The following is a 22,092-nucleotide window of genomic DNA, read 5'->3' as shown; positions in this document are numbered from 1 at the left end:
TCAATCCCGCTTGACCATTCCAGCCATCGCCTGGACAGCGAGTTCGTAGCCGTCTGCTCCAAAACCGATCATGATGGCGGTGGCAACGCGTGAGATCAGCGAATTGTGGTAGATGCTTTCGCGTGCATGGACATTGGAGATGTGCAGTTCGATCTTCGGCGGGTCGAACATTTTCAACGCATCGAGAAGAGCGATCGATGTGAACGTATAGCCGGCAGGATTGATGATGATGCCACAGGCGTCGGTCCGGGCCTGGTGCACGCTCTCGACCAGTTCGCCCTCGAAATTGGTCTGGCGAAACTCGACGTCGAATCCCAAGGACTTTGCCTTGGTCACGCACCGTTTCCTGATGTCGGCCAGCGTCGTGGTTCCATAGATCGCCGGCTCGCGCTGACCCAGCAGGTTGAGGTTCGGTCCGTTGAGCACAAAAATGGTTCTGGTCATGTCGCGCACCTCAAACGGGCCGGGCCATAGGCATGGCGGTTGCGTTGACGGGCATGGCTGCCCGCCTTCATTGGCAAGGTTCGTCTGGACGTCAAAATACCCGCCCCAAGGGCGATCGCCGCTCATCCGGCTGCCGCCACCTTCTCCCCGCAGGCGGGGAGAAGGGACAAACTGCGCCCTCTCCGTCCCTCGCGCACCCCTCGCAGGGCACGTCCCCTCTCCTCGTTTCTACGGGGAGAGGGTTAGGGTGAGAGGCAGCCATCCTTTGCTGTTCGCTCAGTTCGCCGCGAACGGAATGCCTTCCAGCGTTTCCGGGAATTCCGGGACCGGAACCTTCATCCACTTGTCGTAGACTGCCTTGAGTTCGCCGTTTGCCTTGATCTTGTCGATGAAGGTGTTGAGCGCCGCATTGATTTCCTTTTCGCCGAGACGCGTGCAAGCGCCGTTGTAGAGCTTCTGGAACTCAAGCTTGTTTTCGAATTCGCCCGGACGGGCCTTCTCCACCCGGTCCATGTAGAAGATGTTACCGCCCAGCGTCTCGACCTGGCCGGACACCAGCGCCTGGACGCTCGGGGCATCTCCATCATAGCGCCGGATGGTCGTGCCCGCCGGTGCGTTCTTGGTGACCTGCGTGTCCTGGGCAGCCCCCTTGGCGACGCCGACCGTGAATTTTGCCATGTCGGCATTCGTCTTGATTTCAGCCGATTTTGGACCAATCAGAACAATGGCATTGGCAACATAGGGCTTGCTGAACTGCACGGCCTTTGCACGATCCGGCAGCATCGCCATCGTTGCGAAAAGAACGTCGACACGGCCGGCCGTCAGTGCGGGAATGCGGTTGTTGACTTCAAGCGGCACGAACTCGACCGAAACACCCAGTTCCTTGGCAAACAGCGTTGCGATGTCGGCGTCGAGGCCGTCCTGTTTGCCGCTGCTGGTCACAAAGCCCCAAGGCGGGTTGTCACCCTGAATTCCGACGATGATCTTGCCGCGGGCCTTGATTTCATCAGGCGTGATGGCGGCGGCCGGTTGCGCCAGGGTGACGGCAGCCACCAGGGCCGCGGCTCCGAGCATCGCGTTTCGGCGCGTCAGCATAGATTTGAACATGTAATTCCTCCTCCTTTGAACGGTCGATGGACCGGACAGCCACCTCACCTTTGACTGTGAGAGGAATGATTGCCAGAGACGAGCGCTCAAATCAACAGAGTTTTTCAAAATCATATGAGAATTTATAATAAGACACGCTATTTGAATTCCTCACGACATTTGCCATAATAGTAGCGAACGATTTTCCGAGACGCATCGTGGTGCTCGGCGTTCGTTTAATCTCGCACGGATATCGGAAGGGCTTTGAGATGAGGACCTCGATTGCGACTGTAACGATCAGCGGCGAACTTCCGGAGAAGCTCGAAGCCATCGCCGAAGCGGGCTTCGACGGCGTCGAGATCTTCGAAAATGATTTCCTTGCCTTCGACGGAAGCCCGGCCGATGTCGGAAAACTCGTCCGCGACCATGGCCTGGAGATCACCTTGTTTCAGCCGTTCCGTGATTTCGAGGGCATGCCGGAGCCGCTGCGAAGCCGCACGTTTGACCGCGCGGAGCGGAAGTTCGACGTCATGCAGCAGCTTGGAACGGATCTGGTGCTCGTCTGCTCCAACGTCTCGCCGGCCGCTATCGGCGGCATCGACCGTGCGGCGGCGGACTTTCATGAACTTGGCGAGCGTGCTGCCCGGCGGGGACTGAGGGTGGGCTACGAGGCGCTTGCCTGGGGCCGCCATATCAGCGACCACCGCGACGCCTGGGAGATCGTCCGTCGCGCCGATCATCCGAATGTCGGTCTTATCCTCGACAGCTTCCACACTTTGTCGCGCAAGATCGACGTCAATTCCATCCGCTCGATTCCCAAAGAGAAAATCTTCATCGTCCAGCTTGCCGATGCCCCTGATATCGACATGGACCTGCTCTACTGGAGCCGCCACTTCCGAAATATGCCGGGTGAAGGCGACCTTCCCGTCACGGCGTTCACCGAAGCCGTCGCGGCGACAGGTTATGATGGGTATTTCTCCCTGGAGATCTTCAACGACCAGTTCCGAGGCGGTTTGTCGCGTGCGATTGCGGCCGATGGCCACCGTTCCCTGATCTATCTAGGCGATCAGGTACGACGCAATCTCGGCATCGGCAGCATGACCGGGGCGGCGATGCCGGAAAGGCCTTCCGTCAAGGGTGTCGGCTTCGTCGAGTTTGCCACCGACGAGGAAGACGAAGTCGAGCTGATTGCATTGCTGCGCACCCTCGGATTCAAAAAGACGGCGGTCCACCGCACGAAAAAGGTCTCCCTCTTCGAGCAGGGCGAGATCCGCATCCTCGTCAATGTCGATCAGGCAGGATTCGCGAACGCCGCCTACGCCGTTCACGGTACTTTTGCCTATGCCATGGCCCTGATCGTCGACGATGCGGCAAAGGCCTATGAGCGCGCGCTCGCCTTGGATGCCGAGCCATTCACCCAGCCTGTCGCGGACGGTGAGCTCGAGCTGCCCGCCATTCGGGGCGTGGGCGGCGGGATTGTCTATCTCATCGACGACAAGAGTGCATTGGGTCGCTTCTCCGAAATCGACTTTCAGCCGGTCACCGATGACAGCGCCGCGCCGTCTGCAGGCCTTTTGCGCATCGATCACGTCGCCCAGACGGTCGGCTACGATGAAATGCTCACCTGGCTCCTGTTCTACACGTCCATTTTCGAGACGCGGAAGACGCCGATGGTCGATATCATCGATCCGGCCGGGGTGGTTCGCAGTCAAGTCGTCGAGAACGACACCGGGGCGCTGCGCATTACCATGAACGGCGCCGAGAATCGCCGCACTCTGGCGGGACATTTCATTGCCGAGAAATTCGGGGCCGGCATCCAGCATCTGGCGTTTTTGACCGACGACATCTTTGCAACCGCCGAAAGCCTTCGTGTTTGCGGTTTCAGATCGCTGCACATTTCGCCGAACTACTATGACGACGTCGAAGCACGCTTCGGCCTCGATCCAGCATTGACCGAGCGGCTGAAGGCGGAGAACATCCTCTATGACCGCGACGAGCACGGCGAATATTTCCAGCTCTATAGCGGAACCTATGGAGAGGGTTTCTTTTTCGAGATCGTCGAGCGCCGCGGCTACCGCGGCTACGGCGCGCCGAACGCAATTTTCCGGATCGCCGCTCTGAAGAAACAGATGCGACCGGAAGGAATTCCTAAAGACGCCTTTTGAGCTATGGTTTAGGCGATCCGGCCGCTCTTGAGCACATGTTCGACGCCGCTTTGAACGTGCCGTCTGACGACGTCGGTCGCGCCAGCGACGTCGCGCCGAATGGAAAGTTCAAACAAGAGCCTATGGTCATCGACAACAGGCTTGCCGCGAAAACTCTCGGCCAGCATATGGTAGCGGAGAAAGCGGTCGAAGACGGACGACAATGTCGCCATCAGCGTCGCCGAATTGCAGGCCGAGACGATCGCCTGATGGAACTCCCAGTCGTATCGGACCCAGTCGACCGTCCTTGAGACATCGCCCGCAAGGAGCTTGCGTTCCGCGGCAGCCAGCCGGTGATGGGCGGCGACGATGCGCCCCTCCCATTCAAGATTTCCCGCAGCGAAGGCAAGGCCGATCGCATGTGTTTCCAGAACTATCCTGAGGTCGGCGAGTTCGATGAGTTCGCGGTGCGAAGCCGGGCTGACTTCAAAGCCGCGCTGCCCCTCGGCGACGACGAGGTTTTCCGTGGTCAGGCGGCTCAGGATTTCGCGCAGCGATGAAATGCCGATGGAGTAACGCTCCTTTGCCTGCTCCAGCTTGATCTTGGCCCCCGGCGGCAATGTGCCCGATATGATATCCTCGCGTATCTGCCGGAAGACGACATCGCTTACTGTTTCAGCCGGGTCGTTGACTTGCTTGAGCATGGCTTTTCCTGGTTTCGCCGAAATGCAATTTACGTGGTGGACCTAAAGCTCGAAGAGAAACGTCCGGACCATTTCTATTTCAGCGTCCCTCTCGCCAGCGCATGTTCGACCCCGCCTTGAATATGCAGGACAAGCACCCGCTTGGCCGTCTCTGCGTCACGTCGCAAGGCCGCATCCAAAAGCTGCTGATGTTCATTGGCCGCGACATCGCCTCGATAGGACAAGGCAACCATCTGATATCTGAGATATCTGTCGAAGATCACCGAATGCGTCTCCATCAGCAGTTTCGACCCGCAGGCGGCTATCAGGGCTTGGTGGAACTCCCAGTCGTAGCGCTTCCAGTCCTCGGCCCTGCTGGTGTCGCCGGATGCCATCACCTGTTCCATCCGTGCCAATTTATAATGCGCCGATACCAGTGGAGCTTCCCACTCCACATCGCCATGCACGAACGACTGCTCCAGCGCATGTGTTTCCAGCAGAAGCCTCAGCGCCGCCGTCTCCTTGAGGTCTGAAACCGACACCGGGGACACTTCGAAACCTTTCTGCCCCTCGGCGAGGACGAGCCCCTCGGAGGACAGCCGGTTCAGCACTTCCCGAAGTGTGCTGATACTGGTCTCGTAGGATTCCTTCAGGCTTTCCAGCTTCAATTTTTGTCCGGGAGCCAGCCGGCCAAAAATGATGTCGGCCCGAATGCGCCGGTAGCTGCTCTCGGCAATGGTCTCGTTGATAACCGGCTGCAGCATAGCGACTCTCTTATATTTCCTGTATCGTCGGATATATCGCTTTCTGGCATTCTCAATCAAGGAAACATTCGCAGTCTAGGAATTAGAATTTTCTCATATGATGCCGGTTTGGCCGGAGAACGCGGAAACGACTGGGTCGAGCAAAGCCTGACCACAACACACGTGCCCATACCGGTTGGCCCAAGCCCTTTGGCCCGGCTTCGTGCTGCTGTTAACACCGATTTTCGGCTCAATATGGCGGCAATTGTTTTTTCAATCGCGCGCAACCATCTAATAGGCATGACTTACGGGAAAATGTCCCGCCCTCAGCAGCCCGTTTACCGAAAACCAACCAAACTGGGTTGCTTTCCGAGGCAAAAGCCGATTGCTTAGGAAAATCTACTTCTTCTTCCGCTAGCGGTTAGGAGAATGAGAGGGGATACAGGCAAACCCGTGGAATTCTGCAGCTTCGCATCGGGAAAAACTATGACTACGATGGCGATGCGGGAAAGCCGGTTTGAAGAACGATGACGACAGAACTGTTTCAGGTAAAATTTTGGGGCGTCCGCGGCAGTATTCCCGTGTCAGGCCCCGAGTTCGATCGCTACGGCGGTAACACTTCCTGCATCGAAATTCGCTGCGGAAAACATCGGATGATCTTCGACGCGGGTTCGGGCCTGCGCGAGGCCGGGCTGTCGATGCTCGCCGACGGCGTCAGCGACGTCGACCTGTTCTTCAGCCACTGCCACTACGACCACATCATCGGACTGCCCTTCTTCAAGGCGATCTATTATCCTTCGATCAACGTCAACATCTGGTCCGGCCATCTCGATGGCAAGATGAGCACGCGGGAAATGGTCGAGCAGTTCATCAGCCCGCCCTGGTTTCCCGTAAAGACCGACATCTGTCAGGCGACGATGAACTTCCGCGATTTCCATGCCGGTCAGGTGCTGACCCCCCACGCGGGCATCGAGATCAAGACTTTCATGCTGAACCATCCGGGCGGCGCCATCGGCTACCGCATCGAATGGCAGGGCCGTTCGGTCGCTCTCGTCTATGACATCGAGCATATTCCCGGCAGCTACGATCCGGTCTCGCTGGAGATGATGCGGGACGCCGATCTCGTCGTCTACGACTGCACCTACAACGAAGACGAGATGCAGCGTTTCAAGGGCTTCGGCCATTCGACCTGGCAGCATGGCACCGAGCTTGCGAAAATGGCAGGCACCAAGCGCTTCGCGCTCTTCCACCACGCCCCCTCCCGCACGGACGAACAGCTGGCGCAGATGGAAGCGCAGGCGCAGGCCGCCTTCGCCGAATCTTTTGCCGCCCGCGACAATCAGACCCTGGTGATCTAGCAGGCTGCCGAAGGCGCCTTCATCATGCCCAGTCCGAAGCTCTTCAACAGAGAGCCATCCGTCGAACTCGCATGCCTGCGACGTCTCAACGGAACAGATGCCGGGCCGGACCGTTTCCCCCGCAGCGCAAAATCAACGAAACAGGCATCCGTCATGACCGTGCTTTCCGGAAAGTGTCTCTGCGGGCAGGTGCGCATTTCTGTCCGGGGCGAACCCTTACGCGTTGGAATCTGTCATTGCACGGACTGCAGGCAAGAAAGCGGTTCGGCTTTCACCTTCTATGGGATCTGGCCCGCCGGCCAATTCGAACATTCAGGCGAAACCGCTGCGTTCCAAGGCCGGCATTTTTGCACGGGTTGCGGTTCGCGCCTGTTTTCCGCCGATGATCAGGAGGCGGAAATCAAGCTTGGCATCCTCTCCGAGGCGCCGACGCCGCTTGTGCCGAGCTACGAACTCTGGATCAAACGCCGCGAGCCGTGGCTGCGGCCAGTGGAAGGCGCCGAACAGTATGACGAAGACCGAAAATGAAGAACGGTTTTGAGGAGCTTCCTGTGGCCGCTCTTGTCCGACATCGCTGGATGACGGTTGCCGGCGTCGAAACCTTTTACCGCGAGGCCGGCCGGGAAGATGCGCCGGTCTTGTTGCTGCCGCATGGATATCCCTGCTCATCCTATGAGTTTCGCAACCTCATGCCGCGCCTTGCCGACCGTTGGCGGCTGATTGCGCCGGATTTCCCGGGGACGGGCTACAGCGGCACGCCTGACGATTTCGACTACAGCTTCGATGGATACGCCGCCTGGCTGGAGGCCTTCGTCGGGGTGATGTATGTCGACCGGTTCGTCCTCTACCTCCACGACTTTGGCTCGCCGATCGGTGCCCGGTTGGCGATCAGGGCCCCTCGGCGAATTGCGGGGCTGATCATCCAGAACGGCGATATCCCCTATGAAGATGCCCTTGGACCGAAATATGCGGATATCGAGGCGACATGGACGCTTCCGAGATCGGAGATGAGGAAGGTGCTGGCGGAGGCGATCAGCGAGGAGAATTTCAAGGAGGAATTCCTCAACAATCTGCCGCCTCCCCTGGCCGATTCCATCCCGCCCGATCTCTGGAAGCTGCATTGGTCGCTGATCACGCCGCGGCGCAAGGAAATCGCCATAGACCTGATCGCCGGACTGAAGGAGAACCGGGCCTGGTTTTCGGAACACCGCAAATACTTGCGCGAATACCGGCCGCCCACCTTGATCGTCTGGGGTCCCAACGACCGCTACATGCCGGAAAAATCGGCGCGGGCCTATCTGCGCGATCTGCCGGATGCCGAGCTCCATCTGCTCGGCGGCGGCCACTGGCTGCTCGAGACGCATCTCGATGACGTTGTCGCGCTCATGCGCGAGTTCCTTGAACGGGTTCACGCGCCTGAGCTTTGAGAAGTGCCGACGCCGGCGACCAGCGGACGGCGGGATGCCGGGCCGTCGTCGCAAACAAGGCTGACAGAAAATCCCATGCGGCCGCGTCATGCACCAGATGGTGCGTGAGCACGCCGATGGGCTCGTCGCTACCGGCAAACCGGTCGTCAAGCTCCGCCACCAGCTCGGCCACCAATTCCCCCGCGCTCCGTCCGCCGCGCGTGCCGTGCCAGTCGATGATGTCGACATGGGTGTTAAGAAGCGGCATCGGCCCATCCTGCTTTGCCCGCCCATAGACTGAAAGGGCTGCAAATCCGAGGCCGGGAAGCGCCGGGATCAGGGCCGCATCGATCCGGTTCCACGGCGGCACCAGCACCGGCAGGAAGCGGGCCGGATACAGCCGCTCCAGCAACCGGAACCCTTCGCCCAACTCGCCGAGCACGGCCTCCGCCGCCCGCTCGCCGCCGAGTTCCTGCTTCTTCCCTTGCGGCCCCGCGTAATTCGTATGAGACCAACCATGCACTGCGACCGCGACGCCCGCCTCCTCCGCCAGCCGCAGGGCCAGGGCCTCGCCGGTCAGGCCGGGAATGACGGCAAGCGCCAGCGGCACCCCGCTTTCGCCAGTCAGCGCCAGCAGCGTCTCCAGATCAGGCGTCGGCTCGACCGCATCGTCGTCTCGCAGCCACAAGCGCGCCACGCAGCCGGCGGCCTGCCAGCGGTCAAGCTCCCGGTGCAGGGGGTCCCAGGCTATCCCGTCGGTCATCGCGTCACTCCTGTCGCTGCATTGTCCCGCAAAATTCCGTCCAAGACCTGCGCCGCCATCGCAAGCGAGCGCTCGCCGAGCACGAAGCGCCGCGCCGCCTGCCCCATGGCGTCGCGCCTTTGCCTGTCTTCAAGCAGGGCAGCCACGGCCTCGGCATAAGCGGCGACATCGCCATCCGGTGTCAGCAGGCCGGTCATGCCAGCCTCGACCACATCAGGCACGCCGGCTGTTTCCTGCGCGACGACGGGCAGGCCGGCGGCCTGGGCCTCCAGATAGGCAAGGCCATAGGCCTCGCCGCAACCGGGCCAGACATAGACGCCGCCGCGCCCGAGCAATTCGGCGATCTCGACGGCATTGCGCTCGCCCAGCCATTCGATGCGACCGGAAAGACTGGCAAACAGCGCCTGCACCTCCTGGCGCATCGGCCCATCGCCGATGACGGCAAGCGTCCACGCGCGGTCTTCGATCAGCCGCAGTGCTCTTGCCAGCATCGCATAACTTTCCATCTTGTCGCCGGCCCGCATCATCGCGACCGTCATCAGCCGGCACGGATTGGGCACCGGCGACGCCTTTTCGAAGAGCGCCGTGTCGATGAAGGGTTTCAGCCCGGCAAGCCGCGCCTGCGGAAAGGCGGCGGCAAGCCCGGCCTGGTCGCGCTCGGTGAAGCTGATATTGACCACCGCCCGCATGATCGCCCCGCCCACGAGCTTCTGGGCAGCGGCCCAGCCGGTCCGGTCGCGTTTTGCCGCATAGGAGACTTCGGCCGTGACATAGGGAATGGCGAATTCGGCAGAGATAACAGGCCCGAACGGATCGGGCGATTTGTAATAGGGGTGGTAGCAGAACCAGAGTTCCGGCCGCGGCCCAGATTTCCATCTTAGCCGCAGCCGCTCCAGTTCGGCGCCGATGGCGGGTTCGAGCGCGGCTGCCGCCTCCGGTGTCGAGGCATAGGTGCGGAACTCGGAGGCGACGTCGACCTGATGCCCGCCAAGCTCCAGTGCCCGGATCAACAGCCGCGCCATCAGCCGGTCGCCCGACGGCACCGGATGGTTCGGCGATTTCATCGGCGCGTAGAAAGCCACCCGCATTGGGACACCTCAGGTAAGACACACTGTTTACAACTTTCGCGCCTGTCGGGAAAATTCCGCTATTGTCCCTTTGCCGAAAACTTGCGCATAAGCATATGGAATGTGATCGCGATCGAAGCAATTCCGCCTCTTTCCCAATCTCTATGGGCCTGCGGTTACATCGACAAGAACGGGAATGAATGACGACGGTCTCGGCCACAGGGATTTTTTCGGAACGTACGATCAGAAGGGCGAGGCTCGGTTCCGGCCTCGTCATTTTTGTCTTCGTCCTGCTGCATTTGTCGAACCATGCGATTGGCCTGATTTCCGTCGCCGCCGCTGATAAGGCCGCCCATCTCTTTCTGGCGATCTGGCGCAATCCTCTGGGGACCGCCATCTTCTACTCGTCGGTGCTCATCCATATCGCGCTGGTGCTGCGCGCCATCTACATGCGCCGCAGCCTCGTCATGCCGAAGGGGGAAATGGCACAGATCGTGCTCGGCCTGATGATCCCGCTGCTTCTGCTCGATCATGTCATCGGCACGCGCATCGCCCACGAGTTCTATGGCTACATCGATGATTACGAGACGGTCGTCGCTTCGCTGTGGATCAGGTCTCCGGCGAACGGCGCGCGGCAGGCGCTCGCCCTCGTCGCCATCTGGATCCACGGCTGCATCGGCATCCATTTCTGGCTGCGCTACCGCTCCTGGTACCCAGACTTCGCACCGCTAATGCTGGCGCTCGCCATCCTCGTGCCGGTGCTCGCGCTGCTGGGCTTCGTCGAAATGGGCCGGACGCTCGCCGACCCTTCCTACCAGCAGTCAATGACGGTCAGCACTTACAAGGAGGGCGTCAACACCCGTTACGCCTCGAACCCGGACGTTCACCGTCAGGTCGCCATGATCCGCGCCGGGCTCTACGGCGCCTTCTCGGCCTCGCTGCTCATCGTCGTCGCCGCCCGCGCCCGGCGCAAGCTGAAGGAGCGGCTCGACCAGGTCACCGTGCATTATCCGGGCGGCGAGGTGATCCGCGTGCCGCGCGGCTTCTCGGTGTTGGAAGCAAGCCGGCTCGGCGGGCTGCCGCATTATGCCGTCTGCGGCGGCAAGGGCCAGTGCTCCACCTGCCGGGTGCAGATCCTTGGCGATTACGAAAGCCTGCCGATCCCGGACAAGATGGAACAGACGACGCTGAAGCGCATCAATGCCGGCCCCGATGTCCGGCTCGCCTGCCAGCTTCGTCCGAACCGCGACGTTGCCGTCGCGCCGCTTCTCGTGCCGGCGATCGAGGCTGCCCTTCCCGCCAACAGCCAGGAGACGAGCCCCGGGCGCGAGCGCGAGATCGCCGTGCTCTTCGTCGATATCCGCCATTTCACCACGCTGACGGAGACCCGCCTGCCCTTTGATGTCGTCTTCCTGCTGAACCGCTATTTCGCCATCATCGGCAAGGCGGTGGAGCAGGCGGGCGGGCGGCTCGATAAGTTCATCGGCGACGGCGCCATGGCGCTCTTCGGGCTCAACACCGCGCCGGAGGAAGCCTGCCGCCAGGCGCTCAACGCGGCAGCAGCGATCATCGCCGAGATCGAGAAACTCGCCGCCGAGCTGGCCGACGAACTGGCGCTGCCGCTGCGCATCGCGATCGGCATTCACACCGGTCCGGCCGTCGTCGGTACCATGGGATACGGCCGGGTGCGCAGCATGACGGCGATCGGCGATACCGTGAATGTCGCGAGCCGATTGGAAAGCGCCGCCAAGGAGTTCGAAGCGGCGATCGTCATCTCCGAGCCGGTGGCGAACCTCTCCGGTGCCGATCTCGCCGGCATCGAAAGCCGTGAAATCAGTGTCCGCGGCCGGGCCTTGCCCTTGAAAGTCTACGTCATTCCGAGAGAGAAAGCGGCAGAGCCGCTCGAAGGAAAAACCTGATGTCCGGCAAGCCCTGGCTGACCGCCAAATACTGGAGCCGCCGGCTGCGCAAGGCGCGCAATGCGGCCGCTTCGCGCTTCTTCGACACCCGCTTCGGGCGCCGCCTGCTGATCGAGAATATCGGCCCGCGCGTGGTCTCGATGACGGTCGATGCGGGCGACCATCTCATGACCTTCTCGCCCGCCGACTATATCGGCCGCAAGGTCTTCCGGAAGGGCCATTTCGAGCGCGAGGCCGTCGATCGGTTGATCGTCATCCTGCGCGAGCGCGGCCTCTTGCGAAAGGACGCAACGCTGCTGGAGATCGGCGGCAATATCGGCACCCAGACCGTCTATTTCGCCCTCAGCGACACCTACATCAAGATCGTCAGCATCGAGCCCGATCCGCGCAATTTCCCGCTGCTTGCCCTCAACATCCGCCAGAACCGGCTGGAGGAGAAGGTCCGGCTCGTCAACTGCGCTGCCGGCGAGCACGAAGGCGAGATCGACTTTTTTCTCAACCTCAACAATCACGGCAAGAGCAGCGCCATCCGCCAAAGCCCGACAGACAAGAAGATCAGCGTGCCGGTGAAGCCGATTTCCGAAATCCTTGCCGGACTTTCGGTCGATCCGGCCTCAATCGGCCTCGTCTGGATGGATATCGAGGGCTACGAGCCGGTCGCCTGCCGGTCGATGCAACCGCTGCTTGCCCGCCGCGTGCCGCTCTACATGGAGTTCACGCCGCTCTTTTACGGGCGTGAGGGAACGAAAGCCTTCATATCGATGCTGTCCGGCTTCTACGAGGATTGCCTCGTCCTCTTCGAGGATCGCGAAGAGGAAATGAAGGTTCGTGACCTGCCGGGCGAGTTCGATCAGTACAACGTGCTGTTTTTGCCTTAGAGGCTATGCGGCCGACTGCATGACAAGCGATTGATGGCAGTGCACGCCGGCGAGCAGGCCTGAGGCGGAGGCGAGTGTGGCATTGTGCATGGCGCTTGCCGCATCGCCGGCGGCGAAGACACCCTTGACGGTGGTTTCCTTGTTATCGGCGATGCGGATGACCGGTCCAAACGGGCCGTCGTCGAAGGCGCAGCCAAGCTGTTCGGCAACCGGGCTCGCCATCGCCGTTTTCGGCGCGACGAAGACGGCATCGAGCGGCACGACGCGACCATCGGCGAGGCGGACGGCCTCAAGCTTCGGGTTGACGCCCAACAATTCCACGATAGGGCTGCGTTCGATGCGGACGCAACGGGACGTCAACTTCACCAATTGCTCTTCATCGGGCTCGAATAGCGCTTGGGTGAAAAAGGTCGTTGCGCCCCAGTCCGGGATCATCATGGCCGAATGGGCCGAATGCGGATGGTTTGCGAGAACGCCGAGCTTGCCGCCGCCGACCTCAAAACCGTGGCAATAGGGGCAGTGCAGCGCGGAGCGGCCCCATCGCTCCTTGAGGCCGGGGATTTCGGGCAGCGTGTCGATGACGCCGGTTGCGAGCACGATACGCGCAGCTCGTTCTTCGCTGCCGTCTTCGGTTCCGACGATGAACGCGTCACCGTCGCTGTGCGCCCGGACAACTTTCCCCTCGCGGATGGTGATGGTCGGATAAAACGAAAGCTGCCGTTTTCCCTCCCGCATGATCGCCGCCGGCGTCTGGCCGTCCTGGCCCAAGAACCCATGCGACGCTTCAGAAAACCGATTGCGCGGCGCGCCGGCATCGACGAGCAGAACCCGCCGCCGCGCTCTGGCCAGTTGCATGGCGGCTGAAAGGCCAGCGAAGTTTCCGCCGATGACGATGGCTTCGAACGACATGGAATTCTCCCTTGATATCGAACTCATGACTCAACATAAGTTACGTGACTGGCGCCGTCAAGCATCATGTTACTTGTCTTGTTACGATCCGCTTGCGATAATGATCCGTCCGATCGACAGGAAGAGAACGATGCGCAATGACAGCCGCCTTTCACGCATGCTGCACGTGCTGATCCACATGGATAAGCACCAGCATTCGGCGACCTCCGAGATGATTGCAAAGATGCTGAACACCAATCCCGTCGTCGTCCGCCGCACAATGGCAGGCCTTCGCGAACAGGGCTATGTCCGCTCCGAAAAGGGCCATGGCGGCGGCTGGACGCTGGTGCGCCCACTGTCTGACATTACCCTGCTCGACGTCTACCGCGCCATCGGCGAGCCGCATCTCTTCGCCATCGGCCCAGCCGACGACCAGCCGGAATGCCTGGTGGAACAGGCGGTGAATGTCGCCCTCGGCGACGCGATGAAGGAGGCCCAGGCTCTGCTCCTGCGACGATTGGATAGCGTGACGCTGGACAAAATCGCGGCCGACTTCGAGGCAAAACTGATGGCGCGCCCGGCGACATCCTATTCCTGCGCTTCATGAGCGGGGCGCCGCCCGGCGAGCGGGCCGGCCGAATTGTCTGCTCGCAAGCGCACAAGGTGTGTCGTTTCCGCATCACTTTCCGTAAGGTTGCAAATATCCGCTTGGCAATAGCGAATTGCTTCGGTACAAAACGCTGACCGCTTTAGTTCGAACATCAGGGAGGCGTTGCATGACATCAGCAATCATCGAAACCTTCCCGTGCGGAATGTCCCGACACTAGGTCATTTCCATTCGCGGCCCGCCTCAAGCGCGCCCGACATGCGGTTTTCCCTTAATTCATAGCCCGATTGATCTGACGGGATCATTTCGTCTCCCGCTTGGGCTGTGCCATCCAACTCTCTATTTTGAGGACCGGTTGCCGAACACGGCGCCGAGCGATTAAAATGACTCGCAAGAAGCTCGATTTCCGCGCCGATGCCTATCGCCATGTGCTCGGCTTTGTTTTCCATCATTGGCGCCATCGGCCGGCATTAGTGGGCGTTATCATTGTGTTGGTGATAGCAAGCACGCTGGCAGAAGTCATGGTGCCGGTTTTTTCCGGCCAGATCGTCGATGCCATTGCCGGCAGCAATGCGGCTGACAGGGCGGTGCGCGCCTTCGTCATCGTCGTGGCACTGGGCCTGACCAGCGTGGCACTGCGCTGGTTCATCTTCAACGGTATTATCCGGCTGACGCTGCGCACCATGGCGGATGTGACGAATAACGGTTTCCACAAGGTGCAGCGGTTCTCGACCGACTGGCACGCCAACAGCTTTGCCGGTTCGACGGTGCGCAAGATCACCCGCGGCATGTGGGCGCTCGACCAGCTCAACGACTTGCTGCTGGTCGCCCTGCTGCCCTCCATCGTCATGCTGGTAGGCGCCAGCATCGTGCTCGGCAGCTACTGGCCGATCATGGGCCTGATCGTGGCTGCGGGCTCGCTGATCTATATCGGCGTGACCGTGGCGCTTTCCATGGGCTTCGTGTCGCCGGCAGCACGGCTTGCCAATGCCTGGGACACCAAGCTGGGTGGCGCACTAGCGGATGCCATCAGCTGCAATTCGGTGGTCAAGGCCTTCGGGGCCGAGAACCGCGAGGAGATACGCCTGCGCCACGTGATGGCCAGATGGGACAGCCGCACGCGACGGACGTGGAATCGCGGCACTTTGAGCGGTACGATCCAGGGCTTCCTGATGGTTTCCATGCAGGCAGGTATCTTGGGAACGGGCCTGATCATGTGGCAGCAGGGGCTGGCGACGCCTGGCGACATCACCTTCGTGCTGGCCATGTTCTTCGTTCTGCAAGGCTATCTGCGCAATGTCGGCCAGGACATCCGCAATCTGCAGCGTGCCGTCAACGACATGGAAGAACTGGTGCTGCTCGACAAGATGCCGCTCGGCATCGAGGACAAGCCGAACGCCACGCCGATCGAGATTGGCGAGGGCGAGATCGTCTTCGATCGCATCACCTTCCAGTATGGCGCGCATCCCACCCCGCTCTATGAGGATTTTTCGGTCACCATCAAGCCGGGTGAGCGCGTCGGCCTGGTGGGGCATTCGGGCTCCGGCAAGACGACCTTCGTCAAGCTCATCCAACGCCTCTATGACGTGAACTCGGGCGAAATCCGCATCGACGGACAGGATATCGCGGGGGTCAAGCAATCCAGCCTGCGCGGCCAGATCGCCATCGTGCAGCAGGAGCCCATTCTGTTCCACCGCACCCTGGCGGAAAACATCGCCTATTCCAGGCCGAACGCCTCGCGGCGCGAGATCGAGCAGGCTGCAAAACAGGCCAGTGCCCACGACTTCATCCTGGACCTTCCCAAAGGCTATGAGACGCTGGTCGGGGAACGCGGCGTCAAGCTGTCGGGCGGCGAGCGGCAGCGTGTCGCCATTGCCCGTGCCTTCCTGGCCGATGCGCCGGTGCTGATCCTGGACGAGGCGACATCGAGCCTGGACAGCGAGAGCGAAGTGCAGATCCAGCAGGCCATGGAACGCCTGATGAACGGCCGCACGACGCTGGTCATCGCCCACCGGCTGTCCACGGTGCGAGCGCTGGACCGGCTGCTGGTCTTCGACAAGGGAAAGATTGTCGAAGAAGGCGACCATCAGGCGCTGATCAGGCTCAATAACGGTATCTATCGCCGGCTGTTCGAACGGCAGGCGCTGGAACTGACCAAGGGTCTGGTGGCGTGAACCGAAATGCCACCGCTGATGCCTTTACGTCCTTCGGTAGAGGAAATAACGCCCTTCCTTGATGCCGTCTGGGAGCGGCAGCGCCACCAGCTCGGGATGCTCCAGCGGCAGCCCGCTGACGGCGACGCCGTTATGGGCGAGCACGCCGGCCATCAGCTGCGGCAACCAGGTCAGCGTCACCGCGTCGATCTCGTCATGACCGGTGCCGATATCGGCATGGGCAAGGGCTGCGCCGATACCAACGAAGGCCTGGCCGGATTCGCGGATATTGCCGGTCACCATGTCTTCTGCCTCAGGTGTCGAGGCCGAATAGGAACGGTTTTCCCAGTCGAAAGCGACGATGCGGCGGCCGGGAAAGTTCTCGCGCAGATGATCATAGGTGCGGCCATTGCCGAGACCGAACTCCAGAACCGGGCCTGGCGTTTCCCCCACCAGATTTGTGATCGAGTTCAAAATGTCGCGTTGAGCCGTCAACCGGCGAATGAAGCTGTCGAGGCGGCTCATTTAATCTATATCCGTCATGAAATCGTCAGCGGTCCTGGAGGAATTCCAGCAAAAGCGCGAGAGCGGTTTTGCGTCCGGAATTGCGTAAAAACAAAAAGATAGAGCATTTCCGTGCGTCCGAAAAAGCACGAAATGCTCTAACACATGAAACCTTGCCAAGTCGATTGCCGTAAATGGGAATTGGCGTTGCAGTGGCAACATGGGTCTGTGCTAAGCTAACTGACATGAAAACCGTGACCGACGAAGATTTCTTTGCCGAAGTGCCGCTCTTCAGCGAATTCGAGGGCGTGACCGACGCCGGCAACTACCGGCCGCTGCCGGACGGATGGGTGCTGGCGCTGGCCGACATCGTCGGCTCGACGCCGGCGATCGCTGCCGGCCGTTACAAGGACGTCAATATGGCGGGAGCCAGCGTCATATCGGCGGTGTTGAATTCCGTCGGCAAGGGCGATTATCCCTTCGTCTTCGGCGGCGACGGAGCGCTGATTGCGCTTCCGGGTTCGCTGGAAAAGCAGGCGCGCGACGCCCTTGCCGCCGTGCAGGTCTGGGTCGAGGAGGATTTGGGCCTGACGCTGCGCATCGCCATCGTGCCGGTCGCCGACACCCGCGCCGAGGGCCTCGACGTCCGCGTCGCACGTTACTCCGCAAGCCCTTATGTCACCTATGCGATGTTCTGGGGCGGCGGCACCAGCTGGGCCGAAAGACAGATGAAGCTCGGCCGTTACGGCATTGCCCGCGCGGCTCCGGGAACCCGCCCCGATCTCACCGGCCTTTCCTGCCGCTGGAGCCCGATCGACGCCAAGCACGGCGAGATCGTCTCGATCATCGCCGTGCCCGGCGAAGGCCGGCCGGGACAGGAATTCCGGGACCTCGTCAACGGCATCGTCGCCATCACCACCGAGCAGAACCGAGACAGCCATCCGGTGCCGGCCGATGGTCCGAACCTTGCCTTCTCGCTGCACGGCATTAACCGCGAGGCCAAGGCCACCGCGCCGGCTGGCCGGCGGTTGCGGCAGAAGCTCATCATCTTCCTGCAGCTCGCCATCACGGTCGTGTTCTACAAGCTCGGCATTCCGCTCGGTCGCTTCGACGCCCGCCGCTACAAGCGCGACGTCGCCGGCAATTCCGATTTTCGCAAGTTCGATGACGGGCTGAAGATGACGATCGACGTCGACGCCGAACATCTGAAACGGATCGAGACGCTACTGGAAGCGGCGCGGGCCAAGGGCATTGCCCGCTACGGCCTGCATCGGCAGGCCTCGGCGCTGATGACCTGCTTCGTGCCGACGCCGATCTCGCGCGACCACATGCATTTCATCGACGGTGCGGCCGGCGGTTATGCGGTGGCTGCAAGTCGGATGACCGGCAAAGCGCTTTCTCCGGCGCCCCATCCAACGTGATTCGTGCGACGCGCTCTACACTTTCCTTAGATCGTCCTGAGAAAAGTAAACCCGCCGCTTTGACGGCGACGGGCTGATCTCACACTGGTTTATGCAACGACTTATCGGGAACGGCAGCGACCGGTTCGGGTGGTTTCTTTGTCGCCGTCATCGTATGCGATACCAATCTTCTCGCCGCCAAGCGAGGTGATCTTGCCCGCATACCAATCGCCAGCACCCTTGTAGTTGCACTCGACCTTCATCCCGATGACCCAGTTGTAAGGGCGCACGTCGCTCAAGGAAACAGTTTCCTTATCGCCGTCATCATATCGGATCGTCACCTTCCCGCCTGAGGTGTTGTCGATAACGCCGGGGAACCAATAACCGGCCCCCTTATAGTTTCCGAGAACCCAGTCGCCTTTCGTCTGCGCAAATGCAACAGAAGCGCAGGAGCACATGACACCGATTGCGATAGCCGCAGCAACAAAACTCTTCAAGATATTCCTCCGTGGAAACTCATCCAATCCGCCCCCGAAATGGTTGTGGCGAGATCAGCATGCTGAAAGCGTAGTGATGAAGCCTGGCTTAACGAAAGAAACCTGCGCGGATTAATACTTTGAGTTGCTGTATAACTCCTTAAATCGATTTCGATTTAAGGAGTTACGCCTTGATGACGTGATCGGCCGAAAGGCCGAGCCGGTTGAAGACGTTGCGCGTGTCGATAATCAGCGAGGCGCTTTTTGCTAGCGCCGCATAATCCAACCTGTCGTGATCGGTCGCGACCAGCACCGCATCGTAGCCGGCAATGGTATCAGGCGTCAGCGCCACCGATTTGCGGCCTTTCAGCGCCTGGTATTCGCGCGTCGGCGGGATCTCGGCGACGAAGGGATCATGGTAATCTGCGTGTCCGCCACGCTCCTCGATGATCTCGATCAGCCGCAGCGACGGGCTCTCGCGGATATCGGCGACGTTCTTCTTGTAGGCGAGCCCGAGCACCAGCACCCTGCTGCGGCTCAATGCCTTGCCGGCGCGGATGTCGAGGGCCTCGGCGAGCTTGCCGACGACATAACGCGGCATTGCCGAATTGATCTCGCCGGCGAGCTCGATGAAGCGGGTCGGCAGCTCGTATTCGCGCGATTTCCAGGTGAGGTAGAAGGGATCGATCGGGATGCAATGGCCGCCAAGGCCGGGGCCGGGATAGAAGGGCATGTAGCCGAAGGGCTTGGTCTTGGCCGCGTCGATCACTTCCCAGACGTCGATGCCCATCGCCGCATAGACGGTCTTCAGCTCGTTGACGAGGGCGATGTTGACCGAGCGGAAGATGTTTTCGGTAAGCTTCACGGCCTCGGCCGTAGCATTCGAAGAGACCGGAACGACGGATGATACCGCCGCACCATAGAAGGCCTTCATCAGCGCCAGCGCCTTAGGCCCGTCGCCAGCGACGACCTTCGGGATGGTAGCGGTATGATAATGCTGATTGCCGGGATCCTCGCGCTCCGGCGAAAAGCCGACGAAGAAGTCCGAGCCGGATTTCAGCCCGGTGCCTTCGAGAATGACCTTCACCACGTCATCGGTCGTGCCGGGATAGGTGGTCGATTCCAGCACGACGAGCTGACCGGGGCGCAAATGCGCGGCGATCGAGCGCGACGTCGCCTCGACGAAGGAAAGATCGGGATCGCGATGTTTGGTGAGCGGCGTCGGCACGCAGATGATGACGACGTCACACTCGGCAAGGCCGGCGAAATCGGTCGTCGCCTTGAAGCGGCCGGCATCGATCTCGGCAGACAGCGCCTCGTCACTCACCGCGTCGATATAGGAGCGGCGGGCATCGAGAGCCACCATCTTGCCCGGATCGATGTCGAAGCCGGTGACCGCAAAGCCACTGCGCGCCACCGCCATCGCCAGCGGCAGGCCGACATAGCCGAGGCCGATGATGCCGGCACGAGCCGCGCGGGTTTCGATCTTCTGCAAAAGCGTATCGAAGGTGGAGGTGGCCAAGGCGGGATCTTTCAAACAGGGAAGAGAAGGCTGATCTAATGCATGATAGCGTGAAATTAAACCCGAGGCCCTCTTCTCCCCGGCGGCAATACCGTCGGTTGGCGACCCACGACCCCTCCCCAACCCCTCCCCACAAGGGGAGGGGCTACCGTGTCGCACCGCTTTACATGACCTCCATCGTAACGATCCGAAGAACGGTAACATCCTGCAAGCCTCTCCTTTAGGTCACCGCCGGAGACCGCGGCTTAGCCCCTCCCCCTTGTGGGGAGGGGTTGGGGAGGGGAAGCGGCAGCCGGATGACGGCTGGTCTCGCAATCTCCTACATAGAAAATCCCTTAACCGGGTGTGGCCAAAATGACTCAGGCCGCTCCCTTCGCTGCAACTTGAGCGCACAAAAAATTGCGGCTCCCATTGTTTCGCATTTGCAGCATCCCTATTTTGACTTTTGATAATGAACCAGCTGGAAAGGACAACCCGTCCGATCCCCCGATATGGGGAGCTGAGGGGCGCCACTGCCGGGCTTTCGGCAGATCCGTTGACACAATAATACCGCTCGTACATCCTGATTTCCTGGTGACCTGCGCATGAAAATGTGCCGGCCGAGGGACTTTTGGCTCTTGGGGATGGCGTGCCTTATGAGGATCATACCGAGAATGAGCACGATCGAATCCAGCGTGTCCTCCATCCTGTTGGACCGGGTCGCTGAATGGCTGACGAACTCTTCGCTGGCCGGAGACGAGCTTGAAAACATCGTCCGCGGTTTCTGCGAAAGGCTCACTGCTGCGGGGCTGCCGCTTGCGCGCGTGCATCTTTCTTTTTCGATGTTGCACCCGCTCTACGATGCGCTGAGCTTCACCTGGCGGCGCGCCAGCGGTGTCACCATCGAGGGCTTCCGCATGCCTGCCGGCCAAAAGCCGGACCGCTTCCTGCAGAGCCCATATTATTACCTGCTCGACAACAATCTGCAGCACATCCGGCGCCGACTGATGCATGATGGGCCGAACGAATTTCCGATTTTCGAGGACCTGCGTAAGGACAGCATCACCGACTACCTCGCCTTCGTGCAGCCCTTCGGCGACGGCTCCGTGCAGGGCATGATGGGTTCCTGGTCGACGGATCATAATACCGGCTTTTCCGACGATATGATCGATGCGCTGCTCAGGATGCAGAACCATCTGGCGGTCGCCGCCAAGATGGCGGTGCTCGGCAAGCTCGCCAACAACATGCTGACCACCTATCTCGGCGGCGACGCCGGCAAGCGGGTGCTGAACGGCCAAATCCGCCGTGGCGACGGTGAGACGATCCGGGCAGCACTGGTCATGGGCGACATGCGCGAATCCACCATGTACGCCGAAAAGGAAGGCCGGCAGGCCTATATCGACACGCTGAACCAGTTCTTCGACGCGATCGCCGCCCCCTTCAACCGCAATGGCGGCGAGATCCTGAGTTTCCTCGGCGATGGCTTTCTCGCCGTCTATCCTTGCGGGCGCCACAAGGATCCATCGAAAATTGCCTGCGAGGCTGCGCTTTCGGCCGTGCATCAGGCGCAGGCGCGGGTCGCCGAGCTCAACAGGGACCGCGAGCAGAAGGGCCTGACCAGGGTCGGCTACGGCATCGGCCTGCATGTCGGCAACGTCATGTTCGGCAATGTCGGTCTCAAGGACCGTTTAACCTTCTCCGCCTTCGGCTCGGCGGTCAACGAGGTGCAACGTCTGCAGATCCTGACCAAGAAATACGGTCGCGAGGTCGTCGCCAGCCAGGCCTTCGCCGGCTATTGCGGCGGCGAATGGACGACGCTCGGCGAAGAGAAGCTGCGCGGCATCCGTCAGAAGGTGACGGTGCTGCAGCCGCGCGCGCCAGCACCCGCAATCAACGTCGACGAGAGCTTCCGTGAGGCCGTGCAGAGCGGACTTTCAGAAGCCGAGCAGGTCATTCTCCTGCATCGCGACGCCAAGAAACAGGTGAAGCGCACCAGCATGGAGAAATTCATCCAGTAAGAGCTTAGAACCCCTGCCATAATCTGCGCATCTCGCCTGGGGGAACTTCAGCGA

At 60.9% G+C, this 22,092-nt stretch carries 20 protein-coding genes; 10 read left to right on the top strand and 10 right to left on the bottom strand.

Annotation, left to right across the window (positions count from 1 at the left end; all coding sequences use genetic code 11):
• Together RWK44_RS14070 and RWK44_RS14065 are read right to left on the bottom strand one after the other, a co-directional pair.
• A complete protein-coding gene (locus RWK44_RS14070) occupies positions 1 to 444 on the bottom strand; it encodes a type II 3-dehydroquinate dehydratase (protein ID WP_020052948.1) in 444 nt (147 codons plus the stop codon).
• 276 nt (positions 445 to 720) lie between these two features.
• Positions 721 to 1,551, bottom strand: coding sequence for a transporter substrate-binding domain-containing protein (locus RWK44_RS14065; protein ID WP_003548449.1), 831 nt, complete (start codon positions 1,549 to 1,551; stop codon positions 721 to 723).
• 248 nt (positions 1,552 to 1,799) lie between these two features.
• Here RWK44_RS14065 and RWK44_RS14060 point away from each other — a divergent pair, with 248 nt between their 5' ends.
• Positions 1,800 to 3,695 (top strand): bifunctional sugar phosphate isomerase/epimerase/4-hydroxyphenylpyruvate dioxygenase family protein, encoded by a 1,896-nt coding sequence (locus tag RWK44_RS14060; protein ID WP_316028961.1) that lies wholly within the window; start codon positions 1,800 to 1,802, stop codon positions 3,693 to 3,695.
• Between the two features lie 8 nt (positions 3,696 to 3,703).
• Here the strand turns inward: RWK44_RS14060 and RWK44_RS14055 are convergent, their stop codons facing one another.
• Together RWK44_RS14055 and RWK44_RS14050 are read right to left on the bottom strand one after the other, a co-directional pair.
• Complete coding sequence (locus RWK44_RS14055) at positions 3,704 to 4,378, bottom strand: GntR family transcriptional regulator (protein ID WP_316028960.1); 675 nt, start codon at positions 4,376 to 4,378, stop codon at positions 3,704 to 3,706.
• A 74-nt stretch (positions 4,379 to 4,452) separates the two neighbouring features.
• Positions 4,453 to 5,121: a GntR family transcriptional regulator gene (locus tag RWK44_RS14050; RefSeq protein ID WP_020052945.1), complete on the bottom strand. Its 669-nt coding sequence runs from the start codon at positions 5,119 to 5,121 to the stop codon at positions 4,453 to 4,455.
• 506 nt (positions 5,122 to 5,627) lie between these two features.
• On the opposite strand from RWK44_RS14050, the gene RWK44_RS14045 reads away from it, so the two are divergent.
• From RWK44_RS14045 to RWK44_RS14035, 3 genes are all read left to right on the top strand, one after another.
• Positions 5,628 to 6,458 (top strand): MBL fold metallo-hydrolase, encoded by an 831-nt coding sequence (locus RWK44_RS14045; RefSeq protein WP_131662406.1) that lies wholly within the window; start codon positions 5,628 to 5,630, stop codon positions 6,456 to 6,458.
• Positions 6,459 to 6,611: 153 nt separating this feature from the next.
• Positions 6,612 to 6,986 (top strand): GFA family protein, encoded by a 375-nt coding sequence (locus tag RWK44_RS14040; RefSeq protein ID WP_221947073.1) that lies wholly within the window; start codon positions 6,612 to 6,614, stop codon positions 6,984 to 6,986.
• Positions 6,983 to 7,885, top strand: coding sequence for an alpha/beta fold hydrolase (locus RWK44_RS14035; RefSeq protein WP_221947074.1), 903 nt, complete (start codon positions 6,983 to 6,985; stop codon positions 7,883 to 7,885). The genes RWK44_RS14040 and RWK44_RS14035 overlap by 4 nt, the downstream gene beginning before the upstream one ends.
• On the opposite strand, the gene RWK44_RS14030 is transcribed toward RWK44_RS14035, so the two are convergent.
• Both RWK44_RS14030 and RWK44_RS14025 read right to left on the bottom strand, forming a co-directional pair.
• Entirely contained in the window at positions 7,842 to 8,627 is a 786-nt protein-coding gene (locus RWK44_RS14030; protein WP_221947075.1) for a polysaccharide deacetylase family protein, read from the bottom strand. The genes RWK44_RS14035 and RWK44_RS14030 overlap by 44 nt on opposite strands.
• On the bottom strand, positions 8,624 to 9,715 hold the full coding sequence (locus RWK44_RS14025) for a glycosyltransferase family 4 protein (protein ID WP_316028959.1): 1,092 nt from the start codon (positions 9,713 to 9,715) through the stop codon (positions 8,624 to 8,626). Before RWK44_RS14025 ends, RWK44_RS14030 begins: the two co-directional genes overlap by 4 nt.
• A gap of 179 nt (positions 9,716 to 9,894) precedes the next feature.
• On the opposite strand from RWK44_RS14025, the gene RWK44_RS14020 reads away from it, so the two are divergent.
• Entirely contained in the window at positions 9,895 to 11,613 is a 1,719-nt protein-coding gene (locus tag RWK44_RS14020) for an adenylate/guanylate cyclase domain-containing protein (RefSeq protein ID WP_316028958.1), read from the top strand.
• Positions 11,613 to 12,491, top strand: a complete 879-nt coding sequence (locus RWK44_RS14015) for an FkbM family methyltransferase (RefSeq protein WP_131662411.1) — start codon at positions 11,613 to 11,615, stop codon at positions 12,489 to 12,491. Before RWK44_RS14020 ends, RWK44_RS14015 begins: the two co-directional genes overlap by 1 nt.
• A gap of 3 nt (positions 12,492 to 12,494) precedes the next feature.
• Here RWK44_RS14015 and RWK44_RS14010 read toward each other — a convergent pair whose 3' ends face one another.
• Positions 12,495 to 13,400, bottom strand: coding sequence for an NAD(P)/FAD-dependent oxidoreductase (locus RWK44_RS14010; RefSeq protein ID WP_316028957.1), 906 nt, complete (start codon positions 13,398 to 13,400; stop codon positions 12,495 to 12,497).
• A gap of 130 nt (positions 13,401 to 13,530) precedes the next feature.
• Between RWK44_RS14010 and RWK44_RS14005 the strand changes: the two genes are divergently transcribed.
• Positions 13,531 to 13,986 carry an Rrf2 family transcriptional regulator gene (locus RWK44_RS14005; RefSeq protein ID WP_131662413.1) on the top strand — a complete coding sequence of 152 codons (456 nt, stop codon included), beginning with the start codon at positions 13,531 to 13,533 and terminating at the stop codon, positions 13,984 to 13,986.
• A 383-nt stretch (positions 13,987 to 14,369) separates the two neighbouring features.
• Positions 14,370 to 16,160, top strand: coding sequence for an ABC transporter ATP-binding protein (locus RWK44_RS14000; RefSeq protein ID WP_168282015.1), 1,791 nt, complete (start codon positions 14,370 to 14,372; stop codon positions 16,158 to 16,160).
• A gap of 24 nt (positions 16,161 to 16,184) precedes the next feature.
• Here RWK44_RS14000 and RWK44_RS13995 read toward each other — a convergent pair whose 3' ends face one another.
• Positions 16,185 to 16,664, bottom strand: coding sequence for a class I SAM-dependent methyltransferase (locus RWK44_RS13995; protein WP_131662415.1), 480 nt, complete (start codon positions 16,662 to 16,664; stop codon positions 16,185 to 16,187).
• 173 nt (positions 16,665 to 16,837) lie between these two features.
• Here RWK44_RS13995 and RWK44_RS13990 point away from each other — a divergent pair, with 173 nt between their 5' ends.
• Positions 16,838 to 18,064 (top strand): DUF3095 domain-containing protein, encoded by a 1,227-nt coding sequence (locus tag RWK44_RS13990; RefSeq protein WP_131662416.1) that lies wholly within the window; start codon positions 16,838 to 16,840, stop codon positions 18,062 to 18,064.
• A gap of 101 nt (positions 18,065 to 18,165) precedes the next feature.
• Here the strand turns inward: RWK44_RS13990 and RWK44_RS13985 are convergent, their stop codons facing one another.
• Together RWK44_RS13985 and RWK44_RS13980 are read right to left on the bottom strand one after the other, a co-directional pair.
• Positions 18,166 to 18,540, bottom strand: a complete 375-nt coding sequence (locus RWK44_RS13985; RefSeq protein ID WP_131662417.1) for a tudor domain-containing protein — start codon at positions 18,538 to 18,540, stop codon at positions 18,166 to 18,168.
• Between the two features lie 163 nt (positions 18,541 to 18,703).
• Entirely contained in the window at positions 18,704 to 20,041 is a 1,338-nt protein-coding gene (locus RWK44_RS13980) for a nucleotide sugar dehydrogenase (protein ID WP_131662418.1), read from the bottom strand.
• A gap of 653 nt (positions 20,042 to 20,694) precedes the next feature.
• Between RWK44_RS13980 and RWK44_RS13975 the strand changes: the two genes are divergently transcribed.
• Entirely contained in the window at positions 20,695 to 22,038 is a 1,344-nt protein-coding gene (locus tag RWK44_RS13975) for an adenylate/guanylate cyclase domain-containing protein (RefSeq protein ID WP_131662419.1), read from the top strand.
• Positions 22,039 to 22,092 lie beyond the last annotated feature (54 nt).

The sequence above is a fragment of the Rhizobium sp. 25PS6 genome (genome assembly GCF_032464655.1).
GTDB classification, from domain to species: Bacteria; Pseudomonadota; Alphaproteobacteria; order Rhizobiales; family Rhizobiaceae; genus Rhizobium; species Rhizobium laguerreae.
This window is presented reverse-complemented; position numbering and strand designations above follow the sequence as displayed.

Coding starts and splice junctions, on each gene's coding strand:
- RWK44_RS14070 (WP_020052948.1), bottom strand. CDS start 444: ATGACCAGAACCATTTTTGTGCTCAACGGACCGAACCTCAACCTGCTG.
- RWK44_RS14065 (WP_003548449.1), bottom strand. CDS start 1,551: ATGTTCAAATCTATGCTGACGCGCCGAAACGCGATGCTCGGAGCCGCG.
- RWK44_RS14060 (WP_316028961.1), top strand. CDS start 1,800: ATGAGGACCTCGATTGCGACTGTAACGATCAGCGGCGAACTTCCGGAG.
- RWK44_RS14055 (WP_316028960.1), bottom strand. CDS start 4,378: ATGCTCAAGCAAGTCAACGACCCGGCTGAAACAGTAAGCGATGTCGTC.
- RWK44_RS14050 (WP_020052945.1), bottom strand. CDS start 5,121: ATGCTGCAGCCGGTTATCAACGAGACCATTGCCGAGAGCAGCTACCGG.
- RWK44_RS14045 (WP_131662406.1), top strand. CDS start 5,628: ATGACGACAGAACTGTTTCAGGTAAAATTTTGGGGCGTCCGCGGCAGT.
- RWK44_RS14040 (WP_221947073.1), top strand. CDS start 6,612: ATGACCGTGCTTTCCGGAAAGTGTCTCTGCGGGCAGGTGCGCATTTCT.
- RWK44_RS14035 (WP_221947074.1), top strand. CDS start 6,983: ATGAAGAACGGTTTTGAGGAGCTTCCTGTGGCCGCTCTTGTCCGACAT.
- RWK44_RS14030 (WP_221947075.1), bottom strand. CDS start 8,627: ATGACCGACGGGATAGCCTGGGACCCCCTGCACCGGGAGCTTGACCGC.
- RWK44_RS14025 (WP_316028959.1), bottom strand. CDS start 9,715: ATGCGGGTGGCTTTCTACGCGCCGATGAAATCGCCGAACCATCCGGTG.
- RWK44_RS14020 (WP_316028958.1), top strand. CDS start 9,895: ATGACGACGGTCTCGGCCACAGGGATTTTTTCGGAACGTACGATCAGA.
- RWK44_RS14015 (WP_131662411.1), top strand. CDS start 11,613: ATGTCCGGCAAGCCCTGGCTGACCGCCAAATACTGGAGCCGCCGGCTG.
- RWK44_RS14010 (WP_316028957.1), bottom strand. CDS start 13,400: ATGTCGTTCGAAGCCATCGTCATCGGCGGAAACTTCGCTGGCCTTTCA.
- RWK44_RS14005 (WP_131662413.1), top strand. CDS start 13,531: ATGCGCAATGACAGCCGCCTTTCACGCATGCTGCACGTGCTGATCCAC.
- RWK44_RS14000 (WP_168282015.1), top strand. CDS start 14,370: ATGACTCGCAAGAAGCTCGATTTCCGCGCCGATGCCTATCGCCATGTG.
- RWK44_RS13995 (WP_131662415.1), bottom strand. CDS start 16,664: ATGAGCCGCCTCGACAGCTTCATTCGCCGGTTGACGGCTCAACGCGAC.
- RWK44_RS13990 (WP_131662416.1), top strand. CDS start 16,838: ATGGGAATTGGCGTTGCAGTGGCAACATGGGTCTGTGCTAAGCTAACT.
- RWK44_RS13975 (WP_131662419.1), top strand. CDS start 20,695: ATGAGCACGATCGAATCCAGCGTGTCCTCCATCCTGTTGGACCGGGTC.